Raw genomic sequence first — 24,034 nt, forward strand, 5'->3', positions numbered from 1 at the left:
AGCGATGCCTACAGTCGGCTGCGCCTACGCTCACCTTGTAGAAAGCACATAAAACCTCTATCTAACCTGTTAACCAGTTCGGTCAACATGGATAAAATATCTTTAGTGCCTAGACGAGCCGTATTTTTAAACATTGTTACCCGATAAAATTATGCAAATAACAAAACAGCGATACTATACCCCAGAGGAATATTTAGAGCTAGAAGAAGCTGCTGACTACAAAAGTGAATACATTAATGGACAAATAATTCCTATGGCGGGTGGAACAGTAAATCATAATCAAATAGCACTTAACTTAAGTACTGAGTTGAATTTTGCTTTTAAAAAGCAGAATTACCGCGTTTTCATGGGTGATGTTCGTCTGTGGATACTCCAAAAGCGTACCTATACCTATCCAGATGTGATGATTCTGGCGGGTGAACCAGAGTTTTTTAACAACCGAAAGGATATAATTATAAACCCACAGATTATTGTTGAGGTTTTGTCAAAATCTACCAAAGGCTACGATCGCGAAGATAAATTTCAGGCTTACCGGACTATTTCTACCTTTCAAGAATATCTATTAATTGACCAAACTCGGATTCATGTAGATCAATTTTCTAAAACTGGGAAAAAACAATGGACGCTTCGTGAATATGATGAAGAAGATGAAGCGATCGCACTTGTAACCGTACCATTTGAGATTTCTCTACAAGATTTATACAACAAGGTGGAGTTTGAGCCTGTTGAGTTTGAAGGGGAAAGTGCTGATGTTGAGGAATTGGGGTAAGGTGCGATCGCTTTACTTATACAAAGCACCCATTAATTTAATTGCTATACTTTATTAATTGGACTTTTAAATGTTTTCTCAGCTAATGTATAAACCTAACAAATAGTGCATAATACATTTTTTTAAATATATGAAAAATATTAAATAATTACTAAAGCAATTAGCTTTTATAGTGAAAGATGAAATTGAATATAGTATTAAGTCTTCTTCCATTAATGTAAGCGAAAGTATCTATTGTCGTGACAAGATAGTTAACTTTCAACACAATGCTGATAATCCAAACTGGCAATCACAGACTGAGTATATTACTAAAAAAAATTATAGTCTTTCTCAAGAAGTTATTAACAAGATTAAAAATACTAGAAATTATCAATCAGTTTTAGAATATAAAATAAATGATGAGATGAATATAGAAATTATGTTATTAGATAATTTTATAGATTATCTTGCTCATTCTTTTTTGAATCTACCTAATATCAATGAGGCAAAAATAAATTCAATTATAGATATTTTTTTAAAAGATGTTAATAATGAAACCTTCAAGTGTACTGCAAATATTGACCTGTCAGGAATTAAATTACAGACTGCACCAATTGAATTGAATATTGATAAATTAAAAATTATTTTTAGGCAAGTTGAACCTAAAGATTTCGAGAAGGAATATATTATTTATCCTTACGTTCAAACTTCGATAGATAGAACATACTATCAGACAACTTCAGCTATAGCTAATGTAGAATCATATCTAGATCAAGGATATGAAATACAATTTGAAGTTGAAAAAACTATTGCGATTTTACGTTTATTTAGAGTCTGTAGTGTTAAATATATCTCTTACGATCTAGATTCAGAATCAATTGTATGGAAAAGAAAAATAATTGGAAGATTTGGAAATTTAAAATATCTTAATTTTACTAATGTTAATACACTTGAAGTGACAGAAAACGACAAAGATAATTTTATTATTTTTTTTAAAAAACTAGCAAATATAATACCCACAATTTTTTATAATTTAGGAACAGAAAATAAAGAAATGATTCATTTAGGTATTGCTTATAGGCATTATTGTGAAGCTTTACTTAGCAATACTTTTTTAGAAGAAAAAATTACAAAAGCAGTAATTGGTTTAGAATCTCTAATTTTAGCTGAAAATCAGGAAATAGCATTCCGTTTTTGCATACGTGGAGCAAAGATACTCAGCTTATTAAATTATTCTGCCATTGATGTAAAAAAGAAGCTAAAAGTAGCTTACAGTATAAGGAGTACGTTTGCTCATGGCGATGATATTGAGTTGGAAAAAGAGGTAAAAAAATTAGATAGCCATTATAATTCTAAAGAGTTTTTAATAGAAATACTAGATTATCTCCGTGTATTAATAATAACTATTATTGTATTGTCTAAGCAAAACGAATTTATAAAAGTAAATAAAGGAGTCATTAACTTTGAAAAGAAAAAATTGTTAGAAATAGTTGATAATTCTTTAATAGATAAAGAACAAGAAAAGCATCTAGAGGACATTTTAAAGGATGTGAAGCTACTAATTTTATATTAATAATTCTCAAATTGTAAATTAAGAGTAAAAAACAAGGTTTCAGTTATAGCCGTCCATTTTCAGCACCGTAAATGCGATTACCCTCTCTCTCACCAACTTAGATAAAATCACTATGATGCTACTTAACCCTAAATCTAACGAAAAGTGATCGCTCATGTACAAAGTATATAACAAGGTTTCCGTCTGAAGAGTATGAATATCATGAGTGATTAACCACCCTTTTTTCTCAATTACTGTTTTGATAACCTAGCAAAACCCGTTTTAAACAAATAAGTAGAATGGCAAAAATCAAGCTAACTTGTGTTTGCATAATATCTCCATCAAAATAGGGCCGTCATTTCTTAACAGATACTCCTGACAACTTGTAGAAATTCCTTTAGTACAGGTGTCATATCTTCTTCCTGCCACACTATGGCCGTTTCTACTAGTGGTGTTTTCTCCTCCAGAGTACGATAAACTACACCAGTTCTCTGAAGATTTTGCAATGAAGACGGTGCGATCGCAATCCCCATTCCTGCTGAAACCAATCCGATAATCGTCTGCATCTGAATCGCTTCTTGAGTCACTTTTGGGCTGAAGTCTCCTTGCTGACATAGACTTACGATTTGATCGTAAAGTCCGGGCCCCAAATGGCGAGGGAACATGATAAAGTTTTCGTTTACTAGCGATCGCACTGAAATCTTTTCTTGTTCAGCTAAGGGATGAGTTTTTAACATAGCCACAATTAAAGCTTCTTGCTGAATGCACTCTTGATTGAGTGTGTTGTCTTCTAAGGGTGGATGGGCAAAACCTACATGGATGTGCCGATTCTGTAGTGCTTGTTCTTGCTGAGTTGTGGTTAATTCTTGCAATACCAACTCTACTTCTGGAAACTGTTCTTGGAATCGCCGCAAAATCACAGGAAGCAAATCATAAGTTGCCAAACTGGTAAACCCAATTCGTAATTGTCCCTTTTCACCTCTTCCCGTTTTTTGGGTTAGCTCAATTCCTTTTTGGAGTTGAGCTAAAAGTTGATAAGCTTCTTGCAAAAAAACTTGTCCTGCTTCTGTTAGTTGCACCTGTCGTTTGGTTTTACGGTGAAACAGTTCTACCCCCAATTGCGCCTCTAATTGCTGAATTTGCTGGCTTAAGGGTGGTTGAGCGATGTGCAGTCGCTCGGCGGCTCTACTGAAGTGCAGTTCTTCAGCTACAGCAATAAAGTAGCGCAGGTGTCGCAGTTCCATTTTTTCGATATTTCATAAGTTTCAATTTTCTATTTGCTTACAAATCCTGCCACTATGCTTGCTCTAGCAAGACATTCATTCAAATTATAAAAAATTAAAATTTAAGAGAGTTAGGACTATATCCTTGACTGACTAACATTTGAAAAACAGTAATGATTGTCTCTTTAAGAATCAGCAAGAGTCATTCAAAAAATATCATTCTTCATAGGGCCGACTGAACGTCTATTTTTCTTATCTTCAATGCCCCATACCCCATAACCCATCCCCAATACCTTCATTGCATACTTCTATGCGATCGGAAGTATCCACACCAACCCAAACAGCTACCCCTAGCAGGTTAAACTAGGTCTGGTAACAACTGCTCCACGTTCCTTATGAGGCTTTTATGGGAGCTAACCTCAAACAGATTGCCAACTATTTAGACAACCTTGGTTGGGACTACCGTTTTGATGATGAAGAAGACCGAATTATAACAGGTGTGGAGGCTGATAATCTAGAAGATTTCCTAATAGTTGTCCAACTGGATGAAGAAGGAAAATTTTTTCGGGTATTTGCCCCTCAAGTTCTGGGAGGTATCCAAGACCATCCTCACAAGGCAGCTATCCTCCAAACAATGCTGGCCATTTCTTGGGAAACCAAAATGTTGCAATGGGAGTATGACCCATCCGATGGTGAAATTCGTGCCATTATTGAGTTTCCTTTAGAGGACTCGATTCTTACAGAAAAACAATTTCACCGTTGTCTGAGTGGATTAATTCAGATTGTGGATGGCATAGCAATACCTCGCTTGACAGAAGTGATGGCAACAGGCCTCGATCCGGGGAATATAGAACTTGGGGAAAGACTATTACTCAGTATCCAAGAAGAAGCCCCAGGATTGTTAGATTTACTAGAAAAAGCAATGGAAGCCCGAAAAAAGCGAGGAAGTTTTCCTAGTGAGTGAGACGGATCGTTACTTAAATAGCTATACTCCAAAGTGATACCCTCACTATATACTGAAATTTTCTGGGGCTGGATATTTATGACATCCTATGCAACCTCCTCTGCCAAAGCGGAAATGAGCGAACTCCGGCGGTTGAAAGCCTTACTACCACCAGAACTGCAAAGCTGGGTCACGGTTGAAGGCACAACTGAGGTCAATCCACCCCTGGTTCGCTGCGAAGAAATTGGTAAAGACCAGGTAGAAATTCAAATTGATTTGGTGAAATGGGATGCCCTCGCAATGGATCAGCGTAATCTGCTGTTCTGGCATGAGGTTGCTCGCGTTCAAAATGACACAATTCCTAAAGATGGTTGGGAAATGGCAGCACTAGCTATCGGTTTAGGTGGTGCTGTCGGGGAATTGTGGGTACAAGATGGATTGCTGCTGGTGTTAGCTTTGTCGCTTTGTGGCGTGTCAGGCTGGCGACTGTACCAAAAGAATAATGGGGAAAAGCAACTAAGAGAATTGCTCAATGCTGATGAGAAAGCGATCGCTTTAGCAACTCGTTTTGGTTATAGCCTCCCCAATGCCTACAAGAGTCTCGGTAGCGCCTTGAAAACCCTGATTGATAATACTCCTAGTAAGCGCCAACGGTCGAGATACGAAGCAAGGCTCTCTGCCCTCAAACGCAGTGCCAATAAGGCAAAAGCTAAATCCAAAGCTCCAGATGAGGGCGCACTATAGCAACTTCTATTTGAAATGGCATAAATCAGCCCTGCTGCTAGTAATTGGGCTGCTGCCTTCCTAATTCATAAGAGGCAACAGCCCAATTACCATTTCATAAAATCTTACTTTTTTCTTGACTACATCTTTATCAAACTAAAATTTTACAACTGGTTCAGCATTTTATGTGTCTGGGGGATCACGCGCACGTGCTTAAGAAACCCTTTCATCAAAGCTTGCCACATCAAAACTCGATCGCCAGAAGGCGCAAGTACAGGTACTGGAGAAAATTGTTCTGATACTGCCAAAGGCGTAACAGGTTGTAAAAATACTGAGATATCTGGACTGACCTCTGCCACCAACGAAGCTGAACGTTCCAACTCGGCGGGATCTGTGTCTTGAGACACAATTATCTTGACAAAAACATTTAAATATGAGTCATGACATAACTGGAGAAATTTACTATGTTCTTGCCAATGACTTTCGCCGCTAACACTGGGCAATTTGAAATCCATACCTACAGAGTCTAAGTAGGGGAGAATCATTGCTAGTTGTTCTGGGCGATGTCCGCCGGTTTCTAAGTATATAGGTAGACCAGTTATGGCTCGCACTTGGGGTAGAAACTGCGTTAAAAATGAGGCATGAAGAAGTGGTTCGCCGCCAGTTAAGCTAATGCTATCGTGTAGACAAGGTAGATTTTGCTGTTCCACCCATTCGAGTAATATGGGTAATGGGACAGGGTTAGAGTGAATTTCAAAGTCGCGCAATCCAGGCGATCGCTCTATCCGACAAGTTGTAGGTGCACTCCAAGTGTGGGCACTATCACAAAAGTGACAGCGCAAATCACACAAAGCAAAACGAATAAATATCTGACGTGTCCCTACATTCAGTCCTTCCCCTTGAATGGCAGAAAAGACCTCAATCAGGCGTGCGGTAGGTGTAACCGTATTTTTAGCAATCATTTGATGAGAGCAACGCGATCGCGCTGCGTCGGCACAACAGCAAGGATGTTTTTTGGCTTCTTGTTCTATTGTGAATCGTCGCTAGCGATCTCCAATCTCAGCCCCGGTAAATAGCAGTTAGTCCTAATTACCACTAATTCCGATATTAGGTTAAGTAATTTTGTAGGACAAAGTAATGTTTGGCATATTACATTATACATGGCAACGAAAGTGCAGAGCTTCATGACTAGCCAACCGACAGAGGTCGATTTTCCAGTTAATTCCCTAAACGACATGGCTATAGTGCAGGTGCCGACGCGGTTGAGCGTGCTGGAGGCTTTAGGCTTTAAGCAAACCTGCCAAGGCTTAATCCAGCCTAATTCACATCCTAAGCAAATCATTATTGATTTTCACCAAACTACTTTTATCGATAGTAGTGGTTTAGGTGCCCTGGTAAGTAATTTTAAATACGCTCAAACTCAAGGTATTACATTAACACTGCGAAATGTAACACCTCAAGTCATGGCAGTTCTAAAACTCACAGGGTTGGATCAGGTTTTTCCTTTAGAACTTGTGGAGGATAGGCCGTTAATAGAACAAGATGACGTACTAGATAATCGGAAGACAACTTCCCGTAAAGTAGAGCAGTTACCCACTACTCACCCTTCTATGGCATCTTGGATGAAACGGTTTTTAGATATTGTCGGGTCAGTGATTGGTTTATTAATTACAGGAATTTTGTTTATTCCAATTGCGATCGCAATTCAAATTAACGATCCCGGGCCGATTTTCTTTTGTCAAACCCGCTGTGGCTGGATGGGTAAGCGGTTTAAGATTTGGAAATTCCGCTCTATGTGTGTGGATGCAGAAGCGAAGAAATCCCTAGTTAAAAACCAAGTACAAGGTGCTTTTTTCAAGAATGAAAATGACCCCAGAATTACTAAGGTAGGGCGTTTTTTACGGCGAACTAGTCTTGATGAATTACCCCAATTTTGGAACGTCCTCAAAGGAGAGATGAGTTTAGTCGGTACTCGACCACCTACACCCGATGAAGTGGAACGCTATGAAGTACCAGAGTGGCAACGTTTAGATGTAAAACCCGGTATGACTGGCGAATGGCAAGTAAATGGACGTTCTACAGTCCGTAGTTTTGAAGATGTAATTCGTCTGGATTTGCAGTATCAAAAAAATTGGAGTTTAGTGTACGATTTAAAGCTAATTTTCAAAACTATAGCTATTCTGTTTAATAGAAACAGTGGTGCTGTTTAGCTAATTATCCTTATTCACAATTTTTTGAGAACTAGCAATCACGATATTCTTAAATACACCCAAGCCTATTTTAGGCTTGGGTAAATTTTAGGTTTACTAATACCAATTTAAATTGGATACAGGGCAGATGAGGTAAACTGATACCAATTTAAATTGGATACAGGGCAGATGAGGTAAACTGAGAATCGTCGTTTAGATACCTCTACCGATGGTTGGTGTAACCTCAATTGAAGTCAAGGAAAGTTTGAATGAATTGGTAGAAAGGTTGCGTCAAGCAGAAACAGCAACAACAAAAGAACGCTTGCAAGTGCTGTACTGGCTTAAACAGGAGAATGCACCGACAATCAGTGCGATGGCTAAAGCCATCGGGAAACATCGCAATACGGTGCAAACTTGGTTATTGAAATACCGTCAAGGCGGAGTTGATGAGATGCTGGAACTCAAGCGATCGCCAGGAGGAGTCAGGATAATTCCGCAATGGGCAGAAACGGCGTTGGCAAAGCGATTAGAGGAGCCGCATCATGGGTTTGAAAGCTACGGAGCAGTGCAGCAATGGTTGGCACAGACTTTGGGAGTGGAAGCAGAATATCACACGGTATATCAGATGACCCATAATCGGCTCCAGGCTAAGCTAAAAGTTCCACGTCCGCAACACAATAAGCAGAAGCCTCAACAGCGAGAGTCGTTTAAAAAAAACTTGCAGACAACCTGGAGTTGTTGAGCCAGTATGATCGACAAATTCGCCAACAAGAACGCCCAATTCGCTATTTTGTTGAAGACGAGAGTCGTTTTGGACTGCACACAATGCTTGGACGCTTGATTACGGCTTGTGGAGTCAAACCGATAGGGCGATGGCAGTGGTTATTTAAAGCCTTTTGGCTTTATGGCGCAGTGGAACCAGCAACCGGAGAATCCTTCTTTTTGCAATTTTCTCACGTTGATACCCAGTGTTATCAACAGTTCTTGAATGATTTTTCTCAAGCTTATCCAGGTAGTCTCAATATTCTTCAAGTTGATCAAGGGCGCTTTCATACAAGTAAAAATTTGATTGTGCCTGAGAATGTCGTTTTGTTATTTCAACCTCCTTACTGTCCAGAACTCAATCCAATTGAGCGGTTATGGGCACACCTCAAAGTGGATCTTAAATGGGCTTGTTTTCAGACACTTGATCAACTGCAAGCCAAAGTTGATCAACTCTTGGCTGAGTTAACACCGTCCGTGATTATGTCCATTACGGGGTATTCCTTCATTCTCGATGCCCTATCTGCCCTAAACACTATTTAAATTGGTATAACAGCAGCACACAAGTGTCAGCCAATTTTGGTTTTGAGATTTTAGACTGATTTATTAAAACAAAGATGTTTATGTATTTTTATCCTCTATTAAAATTAGGATTTGAAAAAAATTTGGATTTTGAATCATTAAATCCAAAATCCAAAATTCAAAATCTAAAATTTAGCGATCCTGTGTATAAGATTATCCCATTGCCTTCTGAACACTAATTACTTCAATCGGCTGCACTTCTGGCAACAAACGTTTCACACCTTGCTTAACAAACCCCTGCAAAAAACCAATCTGCTGATTTTGCTGAAATACCTTTTGCAAGGTTTGCCGCAAATTCTCCAGATTCAAACCAGTTCCAGAATCTATCGCTATTTCCTGCTGTTGGAAATACTCAACTAGACTTAACCCTGCGACTCTAGTCAGATAAGCTGCACTTACTCCTTGCACTACGCCACCAGCAACAAAGGTAACGGCATTACTTTTCAGAACAGTACTAATCGCCTTTGTAGAAAGTTCAACTAAACCCAATTTCAGCATTAAACTTCCCATTGTTCCAGCTACGGTTTGTGCCTGTTCTAGGGAAAATTTTTGCTGATAGATATTACCCAAATCCATTACCATTTGAGCATTAATTGCCGCAGTTGCCAGAATATCAAAGGCTGGGACTGGGTTAGCAAAGGCAGCAGCAGCAGCTATCCACTGATATTGTTCAATAATTGGGGTGGCGCGATCGCGTCTGGTTCCATTCAACCAGTTTTTTGCCTCAGCTTTCAACAACCCAGCTTTCCTCATGGTTGTTAGCCAAACTAGCCGTTGTCCTTGCTGTGCCAAAACTTCATCTAACTGTTGCGTTAATTGCTGGATATCTGCTGCTGGTTGCTCCATCCACTCTTGCACAGAACCATCAGCCTCATGCTTTCGGACTTTGATGGCAACGGGAGAGGCCGCAGTTGCAACTACATTTCCTTGCATCCGCTGTTTCAATTGACTAAAGATGTTAGCGCTTTCATCAGTTAAATACTGGTCTTGTTTGTTGAAAACCAACATATTAGGCTGATTTGCTGCCTTTAGCTGCTGTAAAGTTTGAAATTCTGAGTCTGTCAAATCACCGTTTGTCAGAAATAGCACAAAATCAGATTTTGCTACTTCTGCCAAAATAGCCGCATCTGAATTTTCGCCCACTTCTCTAAATAAAGGTGCTGTCTCTTGTAGAGATACGAAATTTTGTGTCTCTATTTGTAGCACTTCAATTAAAGTGCTTTTACCCACGGATTTACCGCCAGTCACAGCTACTTTAATTTTTTCTCTGTCTAATTCCAGCAACAATTGAGCAACTTGTTCTCTGAGTGTCTCTAAGGCTGGATGGTTTTCTGTTTCTTGTGCTAGTTGGTTAATTACAGTTTCAGTTTTAGCGATCGCACTTTCCACAGTTGCCCGATCCACTACCATACCATCTAGCTGCTCTAAACTGTCTTTGGGGCGCTTTTGCTGGAATAACCACAAACCACCACCGACAGCTAAGGCACTCAACAAACCGAACTCACCCACCTGCACTATAGAATCGTGCCAACTGTCCAACATCCACAGGGAAAAGGAAAGTCCCAATCCTCCCACTAAAATTGGTCGCTGCAACTTCACAACCATGATTCTCCGCGCTTTTTGGATGGCTATTTCTTCCAGAATAGATCAAAATAAAACAAAACCCTCCAATCTTTACTGATTGTAGGGTTTTGTTTTATGTTCTATGTGGTGGCGGGAAGTGGATTTGAACCACTGACCTTCGGGTTATGAGCCCGACGAGCTACCAGGCTGCTCTATCCCGCGTTGCTCTTAACTTTTATAGTATAACCTAATAGTCAAGAGTTTGGCAACTATAAAAATGATAATTCTCCAATTACTTCTAAACGCTTGTATTTTCCCAAGGTGACAAACTTTTCTGAGAGGCTTTCGGCGCCGCTGGGACTAATCCACCCCATTTGCTGGAGTAAGTGAATAGCAACAGCATATTTTGCTCGTTTCGCCCCATCCATGACTTTGATTGCCAATCCCAAGCCTTCACCGAGTCTACCAATGCACTGCACTCCTTCGGCACCACTTTTGCTGACTAGTTCTCCGGGAGTTAAGCGCATCAGTTCCGTATCAAATTCTCCATCTCCTGCTACCATTGCGGGGTGATGAGTCATAGCACGGACAATGCGCTCCATATCCAAGTTGGTACTGGAGGCTAGCAGTGCATATAAAGATGCCATGTGACCGAGTTGCATTAGATATGTTGGTGCGCCACAGTCGTCATGAGCGCTGATAAATTCTGCTGCTGGCATTCGCAGCAACTCTGCTACCTTGCCCAAAATTAACTGCTGTATTGGGTGTTTGCGATCCAAGTAGTTATTCAAAGGCCAATGGCGTTGCTGACAAACGGCTAACATTCCGGCATGTTTTCCAGAGCAATTGTATTCCAGAGGACTGTGCTTATCTTCAGGAATTGGACACTGGAGTACAGTTGGGTCAAGATCGGCCCGCCAAAGGATGTTAAATACCTGTCGGACTTGATCGATTCTTCCTTTATGGGAACTTGTGATAATTGCTAAATCGCGATCGCTGAGTTGATAGCGTTCTAGTGTACCTGTGGTGGTGACAGCAAGTGCCTGAAATGGTTTGAGGGCTGAACGGATAAATGCAGCAGTTTCAGAATTTCCGGCAACGGTTAGAACCCGTCCTCGTTCGTCGCAGACAACAGCTTGGACTATATGCCTGGATTCAATAATACCTTCCCGCAGCAACCGGACTTCCAATGCTGTGGCTTGAGTTCGTTTTCCCATTGTCATGGGTTTATATTTATCACCTTTTTTAATTAATTAGTCATTGGTTATTAATCCTTTGTCCTTTGTCCTTTGTTTATTTACTAATGACTAATGACTAATGACTAATGACTAATGACGTTTTAAAACAAATGCCAACCTATAGTACCAATAACGTACATTCCCGCCAACCCAGCGAAGGTAAATTGTAACCGCCGCAGAATCGGTTTGATTTCGTATGAGACAATTAAGCGATCGCGGTTAAGGACTTCCTGTGGTTTAGTCCAAGTTTGACCGTCGTACCAGCCGGATTCTTCATAAAATACTGTGGGACTACAAAGGCGATCGCACACGTAGAACCAGCCTAAGTATAACCTTACCAGTATCAGCACTAACCCGACACTGGCTCCTGCTGCACCACAAAGGATAAAATGTGCAATATACTTGTGAGGAGGAAAACTTGCCGCAGCTATCGGCCCTGCGAAGACCCAAGATAAACCCCAAATCCAAACAAGTTTTGTGATATACTCGCGCCAATGTAAAGTGGTATCACGAAACAGCCAGGAAGTTTTTAACTCTTCGTATTCATTGAGTGGTTGTTGGTCTGTAGGAACTGGGCAATTAGAAACCGAAGACCTAATCATGTTGGCTTACCCTCACCTTCATCAGATTCTGGAAGGGAAATACGTTCTGCATGAATCCAGAACGCTTCTAAATTATAAAACTCTCGTTCCTTGGGCATCATGATATGAACGATCACATCACCGTAATCTTGTAGTACCCAATTGCCCTCGACTTTTCCTTCTGTTCTTAAGGGACGGCGTTGCAACTCAGTTTCGACTTTTCCTTCAATTGCTTGAGCGATCGCCCTTACCTGTACCTTAGAATAGCCAGTCATCATCACAAAGTAATCCGCCAGGTAAGATACCTCTGCTACTTTGAGCAATAAAATCTCACCTGCTTTGCGGTCTGATGCCGCAACAGCGATCGTTGCAGCTAATTTTTCGCTCGCCTCTTCGGTTTGGCCGTGGCTTATTACCGCACTCTTAGTCAGTGGGACAGATTGCAATGGTAAATTTCCTTGGAAATAATCAGTCATTAAACCTCAGGTACTTTCTTCCTTGTGAAACAATTGTTGACATTTACTTACAAACAACGAACAATTGATCTGACAAATATGCCAATAGGTTTTTTTGAATACTAACAAAAAAACAGGTGTCTATGGGATTAGTTTGATAATTGGCTGTTTAGATTTCGATATCCGCAATAGCCCAAAAGCTGATGGTTATTGTGCAGCGATCGATCAACCAATAGCTTTGCAGCAGGAATTGATAGGGAAAATAATTGCAGATTCATCAAACAGCATAATATGTAATCTAAAGCTAGTAATTTGCAGGTAACTACACATCTACGTTTTATACTGTCTGCTAAAAATTACGATCCAACACAGCATACTAATTACTGGTCTAGCAAAAGTACGATTTATTATACACACATATAAATAAGTATAAATACATACTTTATCACAGTAACTCCCGGATTATATAGCAAAGTGCTGAGTGCTGTTAGCGTCAGCGGGACGTTTAGCCCGTGCTGAGTAAAAACCCAGTTTTGTCAAGGCTTTGAGCGTTCAACACTGTCCTAACCTATGTGACTACGGCTATACTTCTTGCATAAATCAAAAATAAAGAACCCCACCGCGCATTTGAGGAAAGTAAACGCTCCTCTTTCCTATGCTTTGGGAAGGTGTTGGGGGTGGGGTGTTAGGGACTTTTGCAAGAGGTCTATTGAATGAAGTGAGCCACGAGATTTTTAGTTCAACAATCCACCTGACAACCTGCTTGTCTATTATTATATTTTTAAGAGTAAAATTAGCTACCTTTATAAACTCATAATACTTAGACACGAGTGTATAATTGTAATTTCTACAGATGTAACATAACTTTGCAGCAAAGATTAAACTTCTTGTTTTGTAACTATGCCTGTAGATTGAATTGCTCTACGTTCTGCTGTCAATGAGTAACACAAGGACTCATACTGATTTAAAGCTTGCTCAAAAGCATATTGCTCAACGGCATATTGGCGACTTTTATAACCTAGAGTTTTGACTTTTTCGGGGTTTTGGTACAAATCTAATATTGCCATCGCTAAAGCTTGGGGATCTTCTGGAGGAACGATAACTCCGCCGCCACTTTGCCTAATGGCTCTTGCTGCCGTACCATTATCAGGTACAGAAGCAACTAAGGCCCCTCCACTAGCAAGTAACACTTGAATTTTTGACGGCATGTTGAAGGATACAACATTTTTCTTTTGTACCACTAAACCAATATCCGCAGCTGCTAACATCTGTGGTAAATCTTTGCGGGGTTGAAATGGCAGTAACATCACATTATCTGCGCCGCAGTCTAGACATTCCTGTTGCAATCGCTGTAGACCTTTTGCCTCTCCAACGATGACAAAGACAATATCTGGGATATGGCGCAAGACAGAAGCAGCTTTGACAACGCTTTCTAAGCCTTGGGTTAGGGCAATATTACCTGAATACAGTACTACAAATTTGCCGTTTAGATTATGTGCTGTACGGAAAGGGTTATCCTCTTTAGGCAAAGGGCGGATAAAATTTACATCAACCCAGTTGGGAATTTGTACAATTTTGTCAGCTTCTACGCCTTTAGATCGCAAATTTTCCACAAACCCATCGGCAATGACGCTAATTTTAGTGGCAGTGCGGTAAGCAAATTTTTCCAATAATGTAAACAACCGGATAAGTAATTTATTTTTTAATAGACCGACATGAACTGCTGCTTCTGGTAAGATATCTTGTAGATTTAAAATTACAGGACAAGCACGTAACCATCCTAAAAGAGCAACTGGTACACAGCTTGGCAAGGATGGCGATGTTGAGAGAATCACATCTGGGCGCCAACCGATGAGGGCGGGTACAAAGCTAGTGACGACGAAACTAGCATCTAATAACACCCTATCTAATAGGTTGGGTTGTGGACGAATCCAAACGTAACTGCGTTGAATTTGAACGCCATTTTTGTATTCGTTGACATACCATTTACCCCGATATTCCTGGTAAATTTGCCGCTCAGGGTAATTGGGCATAGCGGTGACTACACGCACTTCATGCCCACGTTTCACTAGTCCCTCTGCTAATTCAGTCATTAGTGGGGCAATACCAATCGGTTCTGGATAGTAGTTGTAGGAGTAAATTAAAATTCGCATAAAATTTAGTCCGAAGTACCCCGGCTTTTTATTGAATGACAAATATTTGTCTGAAATATCATTTGGGCTTGGAAACCCTATATTTAATTGTGACTCCAGACTCTTTTTCTGTCAGGTATTTTCCTTAAAGATTGAGTAAACTTTAAGATGTAATACTTAGAGAAACTGTAAATTTTTTTGACTATTTAAGCAGTTTTTCAATTGTTATTTTTTGATTGGTACTTACGTAGAAATCCTAAGTATATTAGTTTTTGCCAACCCTTAAATCCAATTTGGGGTAGTTAGTATAAGTTACGTACATAAACCATTTTCCGAGAATCTGAATATTAATAAGATTTTTGATCGTACTAGTAATTCAATGAACGATCGCCCTTGTATTTTCTCTTTTTTTGCTGGCTCAGGTTTCCTCGATTTAGGTTTTGAAACCAGCGGTTTTAATATTGTTTATGTCAATGAAATCTTCGCCCCATTTATTGCCGCCTATCGCTATTCACGAGAAGTTATGAAAATGCGATCGCCTGAATATGGATATCATCACGGTGAAGCAGCAGATGTAACAAAACTTATTGTTAGAAAAGAAGCACAACAACTTCAAGAATTAGTCAAAGACTGCCGCAAATCTCATAATATAATTGGTTTCATCGGTGGGCCTCCTTGTCCTGATTTTTCTATTGGTGGGAAAAATAGAGGAAGTTTGGGAGACAATGGTAAGCTTTCTGCTTCATATATTGAATTAATTTGCCAAAACATTCCCGACTTCTTTTTATTTGAGAACGTTAAGGGTTTATGGAAGACAACAAAACATCGTTTATTTTTTGAATCGCTCAAGCAACAATTACACGAAGCAGGCTATATATTAACAGAGCGATTAATTAATGCTATCGAATATGGCGTACCCCAGGATAGAGAAAGAATTATCCTAATTGGCTTCAAAAATAATTTTCTTCAGGACATAGGGATCGAAATCGGTAGTGAAAAGTTACTACATGAGGGATATTTTCCTTGGAAAAATCATATTTTATATCCTCCCGAAAAAGTCTTTGCTTACCCTTGGCGTCAGTGTGAACCATTCCAAGAAAATTCTCTAATACCTTGCCCTGATGACATCCCCGAAGAATTAACAGTTGAATACTGGTTTAGAAAAAATAATGTTCTGAAACATCTCAATACGGAAAATTGTTTTCAACCAAGGGCAGGGATCACAAAATTTGCTGCTATTGATGAAGGAGATGATTCTAAAAAGTCTTTCAAACGTCTGCATAGATGGCGTTACTCTCCGACAGCTTGCTATGGAAATAATGAGGTACATTTACATCCTTACAAAGTCCGGCGGATTTCTGTAGCAGAAGCTTTAGCTATCCAATCTTTGCCTGCCAATTTTGTACTTCCAGAAAATATGTCACTTACTAATATGTTTAAAACTATTGGTAATGGTGTTCCATATTTGGCATCGCAGGCATTGGCTCAAAGTATTATTAACTTTTTAGCAAATAGTATAAAAAACACTCTCGATCTTCCTAGTATTACTACTACTTAGCGTTAACTTAAACACTTGTAGTAATCCTGGGATATCTGTAAAGCCAATATGAAAGACAATTCAGCAACTTGTTTTCAGGATAAACTCGTAATAAATGTGGTTTAATATATATATAAGAAATGTTTTAATTTTTTATAAAGTTTAATAATCAATCACTGGCAGAAGACACGATGGCAGCAGACTATCCAGACATTGATATTGCGCCATTTATCGATCACTCCCTGTTAATGCCAACGGCTACTCCAGAGCAGGTTGAGCAATGGTGTGAAGAAGCATATAGATTCAACTTTGCGGCGGTTTGTCTGTTCCCTGCTAATGTCAAGCAAGCAGTAGAACTCCTCCACGGTAAAAACCCGAAAGTTTGTACAGTAATAGGCTTTCCTTCTGGTGCAACGACTTCAGCCGTGAAACTGTACGAAGCTCAAGAAGCTGTTGATAGTGGGGCTACTGAGTTGGATGTAGTCATGAACTTGGGCTGGTTGAAAGCTGGCAAGACTGAAAAAGTCCATCGGGAGATTGCCGAAATTTGTGAAGAGACTGGACAAACAGTCAAAGTAATTTTGGAAACTAACCTGTTGACAGATGCAGAGAAAAAAATAGCTGCTGAAATAGCTATGGAGGCGGGAGCAGCATTCTTAAAAACTAGTACAGGTTGGAATGGTGGTGCCACAGTGGCAGATGTACGACTTTTGCAGGAATTAGCAAAAGAAAAAGTGGGAATTAAGGCTTCAGGTGGTATTCACACTATCAATCAAGCCCTAGACTTAATCGTAGCAGGTGCTACTAGATTAGGCACATCTCGCGGTATGGATTTGATCCGTCAGCGCGATAACTTGGGAAAAGGTGAATAGTCATTTGTCCTTTGTCATTTGTCTTTTGTCATTTGTCCTAATCTAATGACCGTTGACCAATGACTAATGACTAAATAACTACTAATGACTAGTGACTAATGACTAATGAGTAATGAGTAATGAGTAGAACCTATAAAGCAACTGGTATTAATCTTAAAACCCAGGCGCTAGGAGAATCGGATAAAATAGTGACGATTTTGACACGAGAATTCGGTCTAATTCGAGCTGTGGCTCCAGGGTCACGTAAGCACAACTCCAGCCTGGGCGGTAGGAGTGGAATGTTTGTTGTGAATGAACTATTAATTGCTAAAGGGCGATCGCTTGATAAAATTACTCAAGCACAGACGTTAAAAACTTATCCTGGTTTAGCTCAAGATTTGGGAAAACTGGCTGCCAGTCAATATTTAGCAGAAATAGTTCTGTGTGAAGCTTTGAGCGAACAACCCCAAGAAGAACTTTATGATTTGTTCAATGAACATCTCCATCGCTTAGAGGCGGTGTCTAGTGCAAATTCATTTGGTGTTTTGGCTCATCTGGCTCATGGTGTATTTCACCTTTTAGCCTTAGCAGGACTGACGCCACAAGTGCAAATCTGCTGCCTATCTCAACGTTCCCTGAAGCCGGACTTCACAGACCCCAACTGGCAGGTAGGATTTAGCATCCCTGCGGGTGGAACGGTTTCTTTAGAAGCTAGAGAACGTTTACGAAAAGAAGGGGAAAGGGAAATGAGGGCAGAGGGGCAGAGGAGCGGGGGAGCAGGGGAGCAGGGGAAGATTAATAACCAATACCCTATGCCCAATGCCCCATTCCCAATGCCCAATGCCCAAACAGTTGTTGTGCACCGGCAAGAAATACCTGTGATTTCTAGTCGTTTGGGTGCTATGGAACTAGCTTTGCTTCAACATCTGTCACAACCAGAGATAATGCAAATTGATGGTGCTAGAGATTGTAACTGGTTATCTGTTGAGCAGATTTTGCGCCAGTATGCTCAGTATCAATTAGGTCGCCCTATTCGCTCTGCTACCTTGATCGACTCTTATTTTGCTGCCAACCATGATGCAACCGTCTGATTTGGATAAAAAAGTCCTGCCTTTGTCACCTAGCCTCGCCAAAAAACAGAATAAAGTATCAGATCCTACAGTCAGGAATCACTTGAGTGCTGTTCCCAAGTGTACACCTAGTCAAATAAATGGCCAAGAAATGTCCCCAAAAGACGTTTCTAAAAACGATCAAAGTTGGACAACAGAGATCCCAAAAACTGATGTTACAAGCCAATCAGAAACACAATCTGAGGACAAATTAACCACTGCTGAGGTAGATAGCAATGGTCTTCGTAATGGGCAGATGTCAGTAGCTACTATCCCAGAGAAAGAATTACCGAAATTAGATGGGTCGGGTTCAGGTGGAGAAGCTATTACAGGGAATATAAAACAGCTAGGATTTTTACCTGTATTAAAAAATCCTAATTTCTTGGCTCTTTGGGGCGGTCAAGTTTTCTCTCAACTAGCAGATAAAGTTTATTTGGTACTGATGATTGCCTTGATTAATACTCAGTTTCAAGGAAGCAATCAGAGTATTAGTGGTTGGGTATCAGTCTTGATGATGGCTTTTACTATTCCAGCCGTATTGTTTGGTTCCGTTGCTGGGGTGTTTGTCGATCGCTGGTCGAAAAAGGCTGTGCTGGTAGCAACAAATATTTGGCGCGGCATTCTGGTTTTGTCAATTCCCTTCATGTTGTGGTTAACTCATGATTGGAAACCCATAGGATTGCTGCCAGTGGGTTTTGTAATTATCTTGGGTGTAACTTTTTTAGTTTCGACTTTGACGCAGTTTTTTGCTCCGGCAGAACAGGCGGCAATTCCCTTGATTGTAGAAGAACAGCATTTACTCTCGGCTAATTCGCTTTACACCACAACGATGATGGCATCGGTGATTGTTGGGTTTGCTGTTGGAGAACCATTACTCGCGATCGCTGATGGACTTTGGCTGCAAATTGGTGGTAGTGGTAATTTGGGCAAAGAACTTTTAGTAGGTGGCAGTTATGCGATCGCTGGAATAATTTTGTTCCTCCTGGCAACTAAGGAAAAACACCACCTCGATACAGAATTCCCTCACGTATTCTCTGACTTGCGAGACGGTTTTGCCTATCTCAAAGCAAATCATCGCGTCCGCAATGCTTTGCTTCAACTGATTATCTTGTTTTCTGTCTTTGCAGCATTAACTGTTCTAGCTGTTCGGATGGCAGAAATAATTCCCAATATGAAAGCCTCCCAGTTCGGCTTTTTACTAGCAGCTGGCGGTGTTGGCATCGCTGGTGGAGCAACAATTCTTGGTCAATTTGGTCAACGTTTCTCCTATACTCAGCTAAGTCTGTGCGGTTGTATGGGTATGGCCGCATCCCTGATTGGTCTGTCAGTATTTACAACTCAATTGTGGCTTGTATTGTTACTGGTAGCGCTAGTGGGCATCTTTGGGGCACTAGTCGGAATTCCCATGCAAACCGCAATCCAAACAGAAACACCTCCAGAAATGCGTGGTAAAGTTTTTGGCTTGCAGAACAATGTAATTAATATTGCCCTCTCCTTACCTTTAGCATTAGCTGGTGTCGCAGAAACCTTTCTGGGATTACAGGTAGTTTTTTTGGGATTAGCTGCGATCGTCTTTTCAGGAGGTATATTAACTTGGTATAACTCACACAAGTAGTTATCAGCTAACAAGAGTTATTATTCATTACCTTGATGTAATTAATAATTTACTTAAAGCTTTTGTGTTCATGGTAAACTGTTGCCAGTGAAAATTTATCACATACTTGCCGGATATGAATCTGACATAAGTCAGAATAAGTTGCTTAAATATCAAAAATTAACAACTTATAACTAAAATAAATAAAGCCATAAATCCACTGGTTTAATTAGCTGACAATAAGCTTTTAAACTAGTAGAAACTTGTGGGAATTTTTAATAAATAAAAAACCAGCAAGTATAGCTAGATAAAATAAAAATCACAAAGGACACCAAGTAATAGATTTAACCCGCTTTTCTTACAGCTAAATAAAGAATGCGTATAGCCTGGATTGGAAAAAAATCACCCTTTTGCGGCAATGTCACCTACAGTCGAGAAATTACAAATGCCTTGCTAGATAGGGGACATCAAGTTAGCTTTCTTCACTTCGCCCAGGAAGAGTCTGAACCTGATAATTGGCCAAATCTTCGAGAGGTTTCCCTACCTTTCATTTATAAGTCCCAGGTTTACACAATTCCCACTTTTAAAGCCACCAAAGTTTTAACCGATTCACTGCGGGAAATCAAACCAGATGTAGTCCATGCTTCCTTAACCTTATCTCCTTTAGACTTTTTTCTACCGGAAATCTGTGAGGAACTGAGGTTGCCGCTAGTTGCCACTTTTCACACGCCATTTGCTGGCAAGGGGGCAAAGCTGGTATCAGGAACACAACTTTTGGCTTATCAGCTCTACGCGCCTTTTTTAGTTAACTACGATCGCGTGATTGTATTTTCCCAAATTCAGAGAGAATTATTGGCAGGGATGGGCGTAAGAGAAGAAAATATTGCCGTGATTCCCAACGGTGTTGATACCGCCAAGTATTCTCCAGGATTTTCTCAAATTAAAACAGAATTTAAAGCCGATCGCTTGTTTGTCTATCAGGGTCGCATAGCACCAGAGAAAAATGTCGAAGCTCTCCTCCGCGCTTGGAAACAGTCGGCAATGGCGCCTGGGACTAAATTGCTAATTGTTGGGGATGGTCCTTTAAAGTCTTCCTTAGAGCCGTTTTATGGTTCAGAATACGGCATTATCTGGTTAGGATTTGTCGCTGATGAAGATCGACGCATCGAAATTTTGCGGGGCGCAGATGTATTTGTTTTGCCTTCACTGGTAGAGGGTTTGTCCTTATCTCTGTTAGAAGGAATGTCATGTGGGTTGGCTTGTTTAGCAACAGATGTGGGTGCAGATGGAGAAGTATTGGAAAAGGGCGCAGGTGTAGTTATTAGTACCAAAACAGCGCGATCGCAATTGAGAACCCTTTTACCAGTGTTGCAAGACCATCCAGAGTTAACAACCCTATTGGGGCAAAAAGCTAGACAGCGTGTATTAGACCGCTATACCCTTAGTAAAAATATTAGTCTGCTGGAAGAACTTTATAAAGGAGTTTTAGCACAGCGGCCTCTACCACTAAGTCGCAGAGCGTAGGGAAAGGGAATAAAGTGCGATCGCACTGTAAATCTTAAGATGGCAATAAGTGCGATCGGGTAAAATACAAATACCTAACTAAGAATTCTCTTACCAGTTTTACAAGGCTATCTAAAGTTAACGAAATGAAGTATCACGCAAGTCAGATAAAGGTGAGAAATATCCCTGACTTAGAGCAGCTAGAAGATGGAAAGTGCTGCCGAACATACGTCTATTGTTTCACAAATCCGTTGCCTGAACAAACCGTTATTGACCCAATTGCAAATAGTTTGGAGAAGAGATTCACCTTTTCCAAGGAAGAATATGAAATTCCTGAAGATGTTGAAATTTGTGCATCTATTTTCATAGAGCGTTTACAAGATAACGAAGCCAGAGTTCGTGTTTTAACAAATCAACCGGAAGAAGTTTGCGTTTACATCTTTGGGATATTCACTCTGCCACGCAAAATTGAAGAAAGGTTTGGAATTGTACAATCGATTCAGGGGGAACAGCGAGAGAATTGGATTACTGACAGGCGATAGTGTAGAATTTTTGCTTAATTGTTCTTTTGGGAGTCGCTGGATATCTTCTGACTTAACTTATGAGTGCTGTGTATCTTTTTTTTCTGGGCAATTATCGGCAAAAATTAATAAATTAACGTGAGTTCGACGGTTATAAAAAGGTAAAAAGCTTGCGATGTATAGATTTGCAAAACAAGGTTATTCACGGCAGCGATCGCTAAGATTAATTGAGGATTAGCCAAAAAATCACAAAAAAATGCCGAGACTAAAAATATCTAAGAAAAATAAGGGTCTCGGCTATGTCCGCCATTGTATCTCGCCTTGATATCACGCAAATCTTCTGGGATGTGGATGATTTCTGCAATCAGTGGCAAAGCTTATGGCAACAAGTACCACAGTTACCATCCACCAAAGGAGAACGTCGCAGTCAGTCCAGGATGCATTTATCGGAAGTGATGACAATAGTAATCGCGTTTCATGGCAGTGGTTATAAGACTTTTAAGGAATTTTATACGTTGCACGTACTACAAAGCTGGCGTGGAGTGTTTCCAAATTTGGTCAGTTACACAAGATTTGTGGAACTCATGCCTTGGTGTTTAATGTTGCTGTGTTGTTTTTTGCATACACGAACAGGAGAAATTACAGGGATTAGTTTTATCGATTCCACCCCAATAGATGTTTGTCACAACTGTCGAGCGCATTCTCACAAGGTATTTAAAGGGTTAGTGAAATGGGGCAAAAATTCTGTGGGCTGGCACTTTGGATTTAAACTGCATTTGATTATTAATGATTGTGGAGAATTACTCGCATTTTCACTAACTCCAGCAAATATCGATGACCGAAAACCAGTCCCAGATATGACTAAAGATTTAATTGGTAAACTCTTTGGTGACAGAGGTTACATCTCTCAAAAATTATTTGAGGAGTTATATGAACGAGGGTTGCAATTAATCACAAAATCTAAAAAGAAAATGAAAAATCGCTTGGTAAAACTGATTGATAAAATTCTATTACGCAAACGTGCTGTGATTGAGTCCGTCAATGACCATCTGAAAAATATATGTCAAATCGAACACTCTCGCCATCGTAGTCCATTTAATTTTTTGGTGAATTTGATGGCTGGTTTAGCTGCTTATACCTATTTGCCTAAAAAACCTTCAATTGATATTTACCCAAAAGATTTGCCTGCGCTACCTCCTGCCATTTTTTAGTTCCGTCGAACTCACGTTAAAACAATAGTTGCAAGTTGTTAAATGGAAATATTTTCTCTTGCTGCTAAAGCTTCAATTTGTTTATATAAAGATTCGGGTAGCTGTACATTGAAGTTAGTCATGGGATTTCTCCTACTAATTTGTCATTATTTCACTATTAGTAGCATTTTTACCTTAGTGACCAGTTTGTAGTTTACCTATCGATCAATTAATCTTTGAATTATCCACTAAAGACCATCCTAAACTGGTTGGCTGTTCATAAACCCGTTTTAGAGTATTTACATCTCTGGCAGAAATAGGCGACGGATTACGAACTTGGGAAAAGTATAAAGCATCAGTTTGTAGCGGACTATGACCCCAAATTCCCAGTGCATGACCGAATTCGTGGCGGGTAGCTGCAATGAGATACTCACCTGTTTGAGTAGGACTTAGCAAGATGGTGAAGCGGTGGGATAAAATTTTGTTACTGGTGTATAACTCGTAAGTAGTTTGGGCCGATCGCGCACGGGGTATATTACTACCAGGGGAAATTTGTAGAGGTGGCGCTTTTCGTGCGATTGTAATATCAGCAACTTCTGGCTGTTCGACTATTATTAAAGGTAAATAAGTACTCCACTCCTGTACACCTTGCAAGACACCATTAACCCATGCTTGAGCTTGTTTTTCGCTGATGGCTTTTGGTGGTTCTACATAAACTTGAATGGGAAATTGTGACCAGACTAAATAACCAACTTGGGTTATTGTGACTTGCGAAAAGTAGTCACCACTATTAGTGTTATCTTGCCACTGCGCGAGTGTGGGCGGTAAGGGATGAGGTTTTGGGGACGTAGGGAGAGAAATTATTAAATCGGAATACACAGATTTTGGTATTCTTGTAAATCCATCACTCGACTGAAAATTAGTAAAAACGATTAACAGCCCTGTGCCAATAAACAAGGCAAGAGCTGTAATTAACCGTCGTGAAATTAAATTTATTAAGGTGTTAAGTATCGGGTGTTGGGTTCTTTTCCCCATTTA

The 24,034-nt window shown here is 40.1% G+C and carries 23 protein-coding genes and 1 tRNA gene; 15 read left to right on the top strand and 9 right to left on the bottom strand.

The genetic code is table 11. The features are described from left to right. Positions 1-151: 151 nt before the first annotated feature. On the top strand, positions 152-769 hold the full coding sequence (locus tag NSTC731_RS34140; RefSeq protein ID WP_445628828.1) for a Uma2 family endonuclease: 618 nt from the start codon (positions 152-154) through the stop codon (positions 767-769). A gap of 172 nt (positions 770-941) precedes the next feature. Next, positions 942-2,321, top strand: a complete 1,380-nt coding sequence (locus NSTC731_RS34145; protein ID WP_445628829.1) for a hypothetical protein — start codon at positions 942-944, stop codon at positions 2,319-2,321. Between the two features lie 341 nt (positions 2,322-2,662). Here NSTC731_RS34145 and NSTC731_RS34150 read toward each other — a convergent pair whose 3' ends face one another. After that, positions 2,663-3,544, bottom strand: a complete 882-nt coding sequence (locus NSTC731_RS34150; protein WP_445628830.1) for a LysR family transcriptional regulator — start codon at positions 3,542-3,544, stop codon at positions 2,663-2,665. Positions 3,545-3,929: 385 nt separating this feature from the next. Here NSTC731_RS34150 and NSTC731_RS34155 point away from each other — a divergent pair, with 385 nt between their 5' ends. Continuing rightward, positions 3,930-4,487, top strand: coding sequence for a hypothetical protein (locus NSTC731_RS34155; protein WP_292774879.1), 558 nt, complete (start codon positions 3,930-3,932; stop codon positions 4,485-4,487). Positions 4,488-4,565: 78 nt separating this feature from the next. Then, entirely contained in the window at positions 4,566-5,210 is a 645-nt protein-coding gene (locus NSTC731_RS34160) for a DUF3318 domain-containing protein (protein ID WP_292729213.1), read from the top strand. A 143-nt stretch (positions 5,211-5,353) separates the two neighbouring features. Here the strand turns inward: NSTC731_RS34160 and NSTC731_RS34165 are convergent, their stop codons facing one another. After that, positions 5,354-6,151 carry a 7-carboxy-7-deazaguanine synthase QueE gene (locus tag NSTC731_RS34165; RefSeq protein ID WP_445628831.1) on the bottom strand — a complete coding sequence of 266 codons (798 nt, stop codon included), beginning with the start codon at positions 6,149-6,151 and terminating at the stop codon, positions 5,354-5,356. A 198-nt stretch (positions 6,152-6,349) separates the two neighbouring features. Between NSTC731_RS34165 and NSTC731_RS34170 the strand changes: the two genes are divergently transcribed. The 3 genes from NSTC731_RS34170 (at position 6,350) to NSTC731_RS34180 (ending at position 8,683) form a co-directional block, all read left to right on the top strand. Continuing rightward, the gene (locus tag NSTC731_RS34170; protein WP_445628832.1) at positions 6,350-7,399 is read left to right on the top strand and encodes a sugar transferase; all 1,050 of its coding nucleotides are present in this window, start codon (positions 6,350-6,352) and stop codon (positions 7,397-7,399) included. A gap of 208 nt (positions 7,400-7,607) precedes the next feature. Then, a complete protein-coding gene (locus tag NSTC731_RS34175; RefSeq protein WP_445628833.1) occupies positions 7,608-8,120 on the top strand; it encodes a helix-turn-helix domain-containing protein in 513 nt (170 codons plus the stop codon). After that, on the top strand, positions 8,117-8,683 hold the full coding sequence (locus tag NSTC731_RS34180) for an IS630 family transposase (RefSeq protein ID WP_445628834.1): 567 nt from the start codon (positions 8,117-8,119) through the stop codon (positions 8,681-8,683). The genes NSTC731_RS34175 and NSTC731_RS34180 overlap by 4 nt, the downstream gene beginning before the upstream one ends. A gap of 192 nt (positions 8,684-8,875) precedes the next feature. Here NSTC731_RS34180 and NSTC731_RS34185 read toward each other — a convergent pair whose 3' ends face one another. The 5 genes from NSTC731_RS34185 to rsfS form a co-directional block, all read right to left on the bottom strand. Then, on the bottom strand, positions 8,876-10,327 hold the full coding sequence (locus NSTC731_RS34185) for a YcjF family protein (protein ID WP_445628835.1): 1,452 nt from the start codon (positions 10,325-10,327) through the stop codon (positions 8,876-8,878). Positions 10,328-10,430: 103 nt separating this feature from the next. Beyond that, a tRNA-Met gene (locus NSTC731_RS34190) sits at positions 10,431-10,507 on the bottom strand. A gap of 47 nt (positions 10,508-10,554) precedes the next feature. After that, positions 10,555-11,508, bottom strand: a complete 954-nt coding sequence (locus NSTC731_RS34195; RefSeq protein ID WP_445628836.1) for an asparaginase — start codon at positions 11,506-11,508, stop codon at positions 10,555-10,557. 116 nt (positions 11,509-11,624) lie between these two features. After that, complete coding sequence (locus NSTC731_RS34200; protein WP_445628837.1) at positions 11,625-12,125, bottom strand: CGLD27 family protein; 501 nt, start codon at positions 12,123-12,125, stop codon at positions 11,625-11,627. After that, a complete protein-coding gene (gene rsfS, locus NSTC731_RS34205) occupies positions 12,122-12,580 on the bottom strand; it encodes a ribosome silencing factor (RefSeq protein WP_445628838.1) in 459 nt (152 codons plus the stop codon). The genes NSTC731_RS34200 and rsfS overlap by 4 nt, the downstream gene beginning before the upstream one ends. A 94-nt stretch (positions 12,581-12,674) precedes the next feature. Between rsfS and NSTC731_RS34210 the strand changes: the two genes are divergently transcribed. Beyond that, positions 12,675-12,881, top strand: coding sequence for a hypothetical protein (locus tag NSTC731_RS34210; protein ID WP_445628839.1), 207 nt, complete (start codon positions 12,675-12,677; stop codon positions 12,879-12,881). A gap of 556 nt (positions 12,882-13,437) precedes the next feature. Here NSTC731_RS34210 and NSTC731_RS34215 read toward each other — a convergent pair. Continuing rightward, positions 13,438-14,712 carry a glycosyltransferase family 4 protein gene (locus tag NSTC731_RS34215; RefSeq protein WP_445628840.1) on the bottom strand — a complete coding sequence of 425 codons (1,275 nt, stop codon included), beginning with the start codon at positions 14,710-14,712 and terminating at the stop codon, positions 13,438-13,440. A gap of 358 nt (positions 14,713-15,070) precedes the next feature. Here NSTC731_RS34215 and NSTC731_RS34220 point away from each other — a divergent pair, with 358 nt between their 5' ends. The 7 genes from NSTC731_RS34220 to NSTC731_RS34250 all read left to right on the top strand — a co-directional run bounded on the left by NSTC731_RS34220 (position 15,071) and on the right by NSTC731_RS34250 (position 23,017). Next, positions 15,071-16,249, top strand: coding sequence for a DNA cytosine methyltransferase (locus NSTC731_RS34220; protein WP_445628841.1), 1,179 nt, complete (start codon positions 15,071-15,073; stop codon positions 16,247-16,249). Between the two features lie 170 nt (positions 16,250-16,419). Beyond that, a complete protein-coding gene (deoC, locus tag NSTC731_RS34225) occupies positions 16,420-17,100 on the top strand; it encodes a deoxyribose-phosphate aldolase (protein ID WP_445628842.1) in 681 nt (226 codons plus the stop codon). Positions 17,101-17,219: 119 nt separating this feature from the next. After that, positions 17,220-18,170: a DNA repair protein RecO gene (gene recO / locus NSTC731_RS34230; protein ID WP_445628843.1), complete on the top strand. Its 951-nt coding sequence runs from the start codon at positions 17,220-17,222 to the stop codon at positions 18,168-18,170. After that, positions 18,157-19,803 (top strand): MFS transporter, encoded by a 1,647-nt coding sequence (locus NSTC731_RS34235; protein ID WP_445632239.1) that lies wholly within the window; start codon positions 18,157-18,159, stop codon positions 19,801-19,803. The genes recO and NSTC731_RS34235 overlap by 14 nt, the downstream gene beginning before the upstream one ends. 354 nt (positions 19,804-20,157) lie before the next feature. After that, positions 20,158-21,306, top strand: a complete 1,149-nt coding sequence (locus NSTC731_RS34240; protein ID WP_445628844.1) for a glycosyltransferase family 4 protein — start codon at positions 20,158-20,160, stop codon at positions 21,304-21,306. 125 nt (positions 21,307-21,431) lie between these two features. Further along, a complete protein-coding gene (locus NSTC731_RS34245; RefSeq protein WP_445628845.1) occupies positions 21,432-21,827 on the top strand; it encodes a hypothetical protein in 396 nt (131 codons plus the stop codon). Between the two features lie 278 nt (positions 21,828-22,105). Further along, positions 22,106-23,017, top strand: coding sequence for an IS982 family transposase (locus NSTC731_RS34250; protein ID WP_445628846.1), 912 nt, complete (start codon positions 22,106-22,108; stop codon positions 23,015-23,017). A 204-nt stretch (positions 23,018-23,221) separates the two neighbouring features. On the opposite strand, the gene NSTC731_RS34255 is transcribed toward NSTC731_RS34250, so the two are convergent. Continuing rightward, positions 23,222-24,031, bottom strand: a complete 810-nt coding sequence (locus NSTC731_RS34255; protein ID WP_445628847.1) for a peptidase — start codon at positions 24,029-24,031, stop codon at positions 23,222-23,224. Positions 24,032-24,034 lie beyond the last annotated feature (3 nt).

It is taken from the genome of Nostoc sp. DSM 114167 (assembly GCF_052692655.1).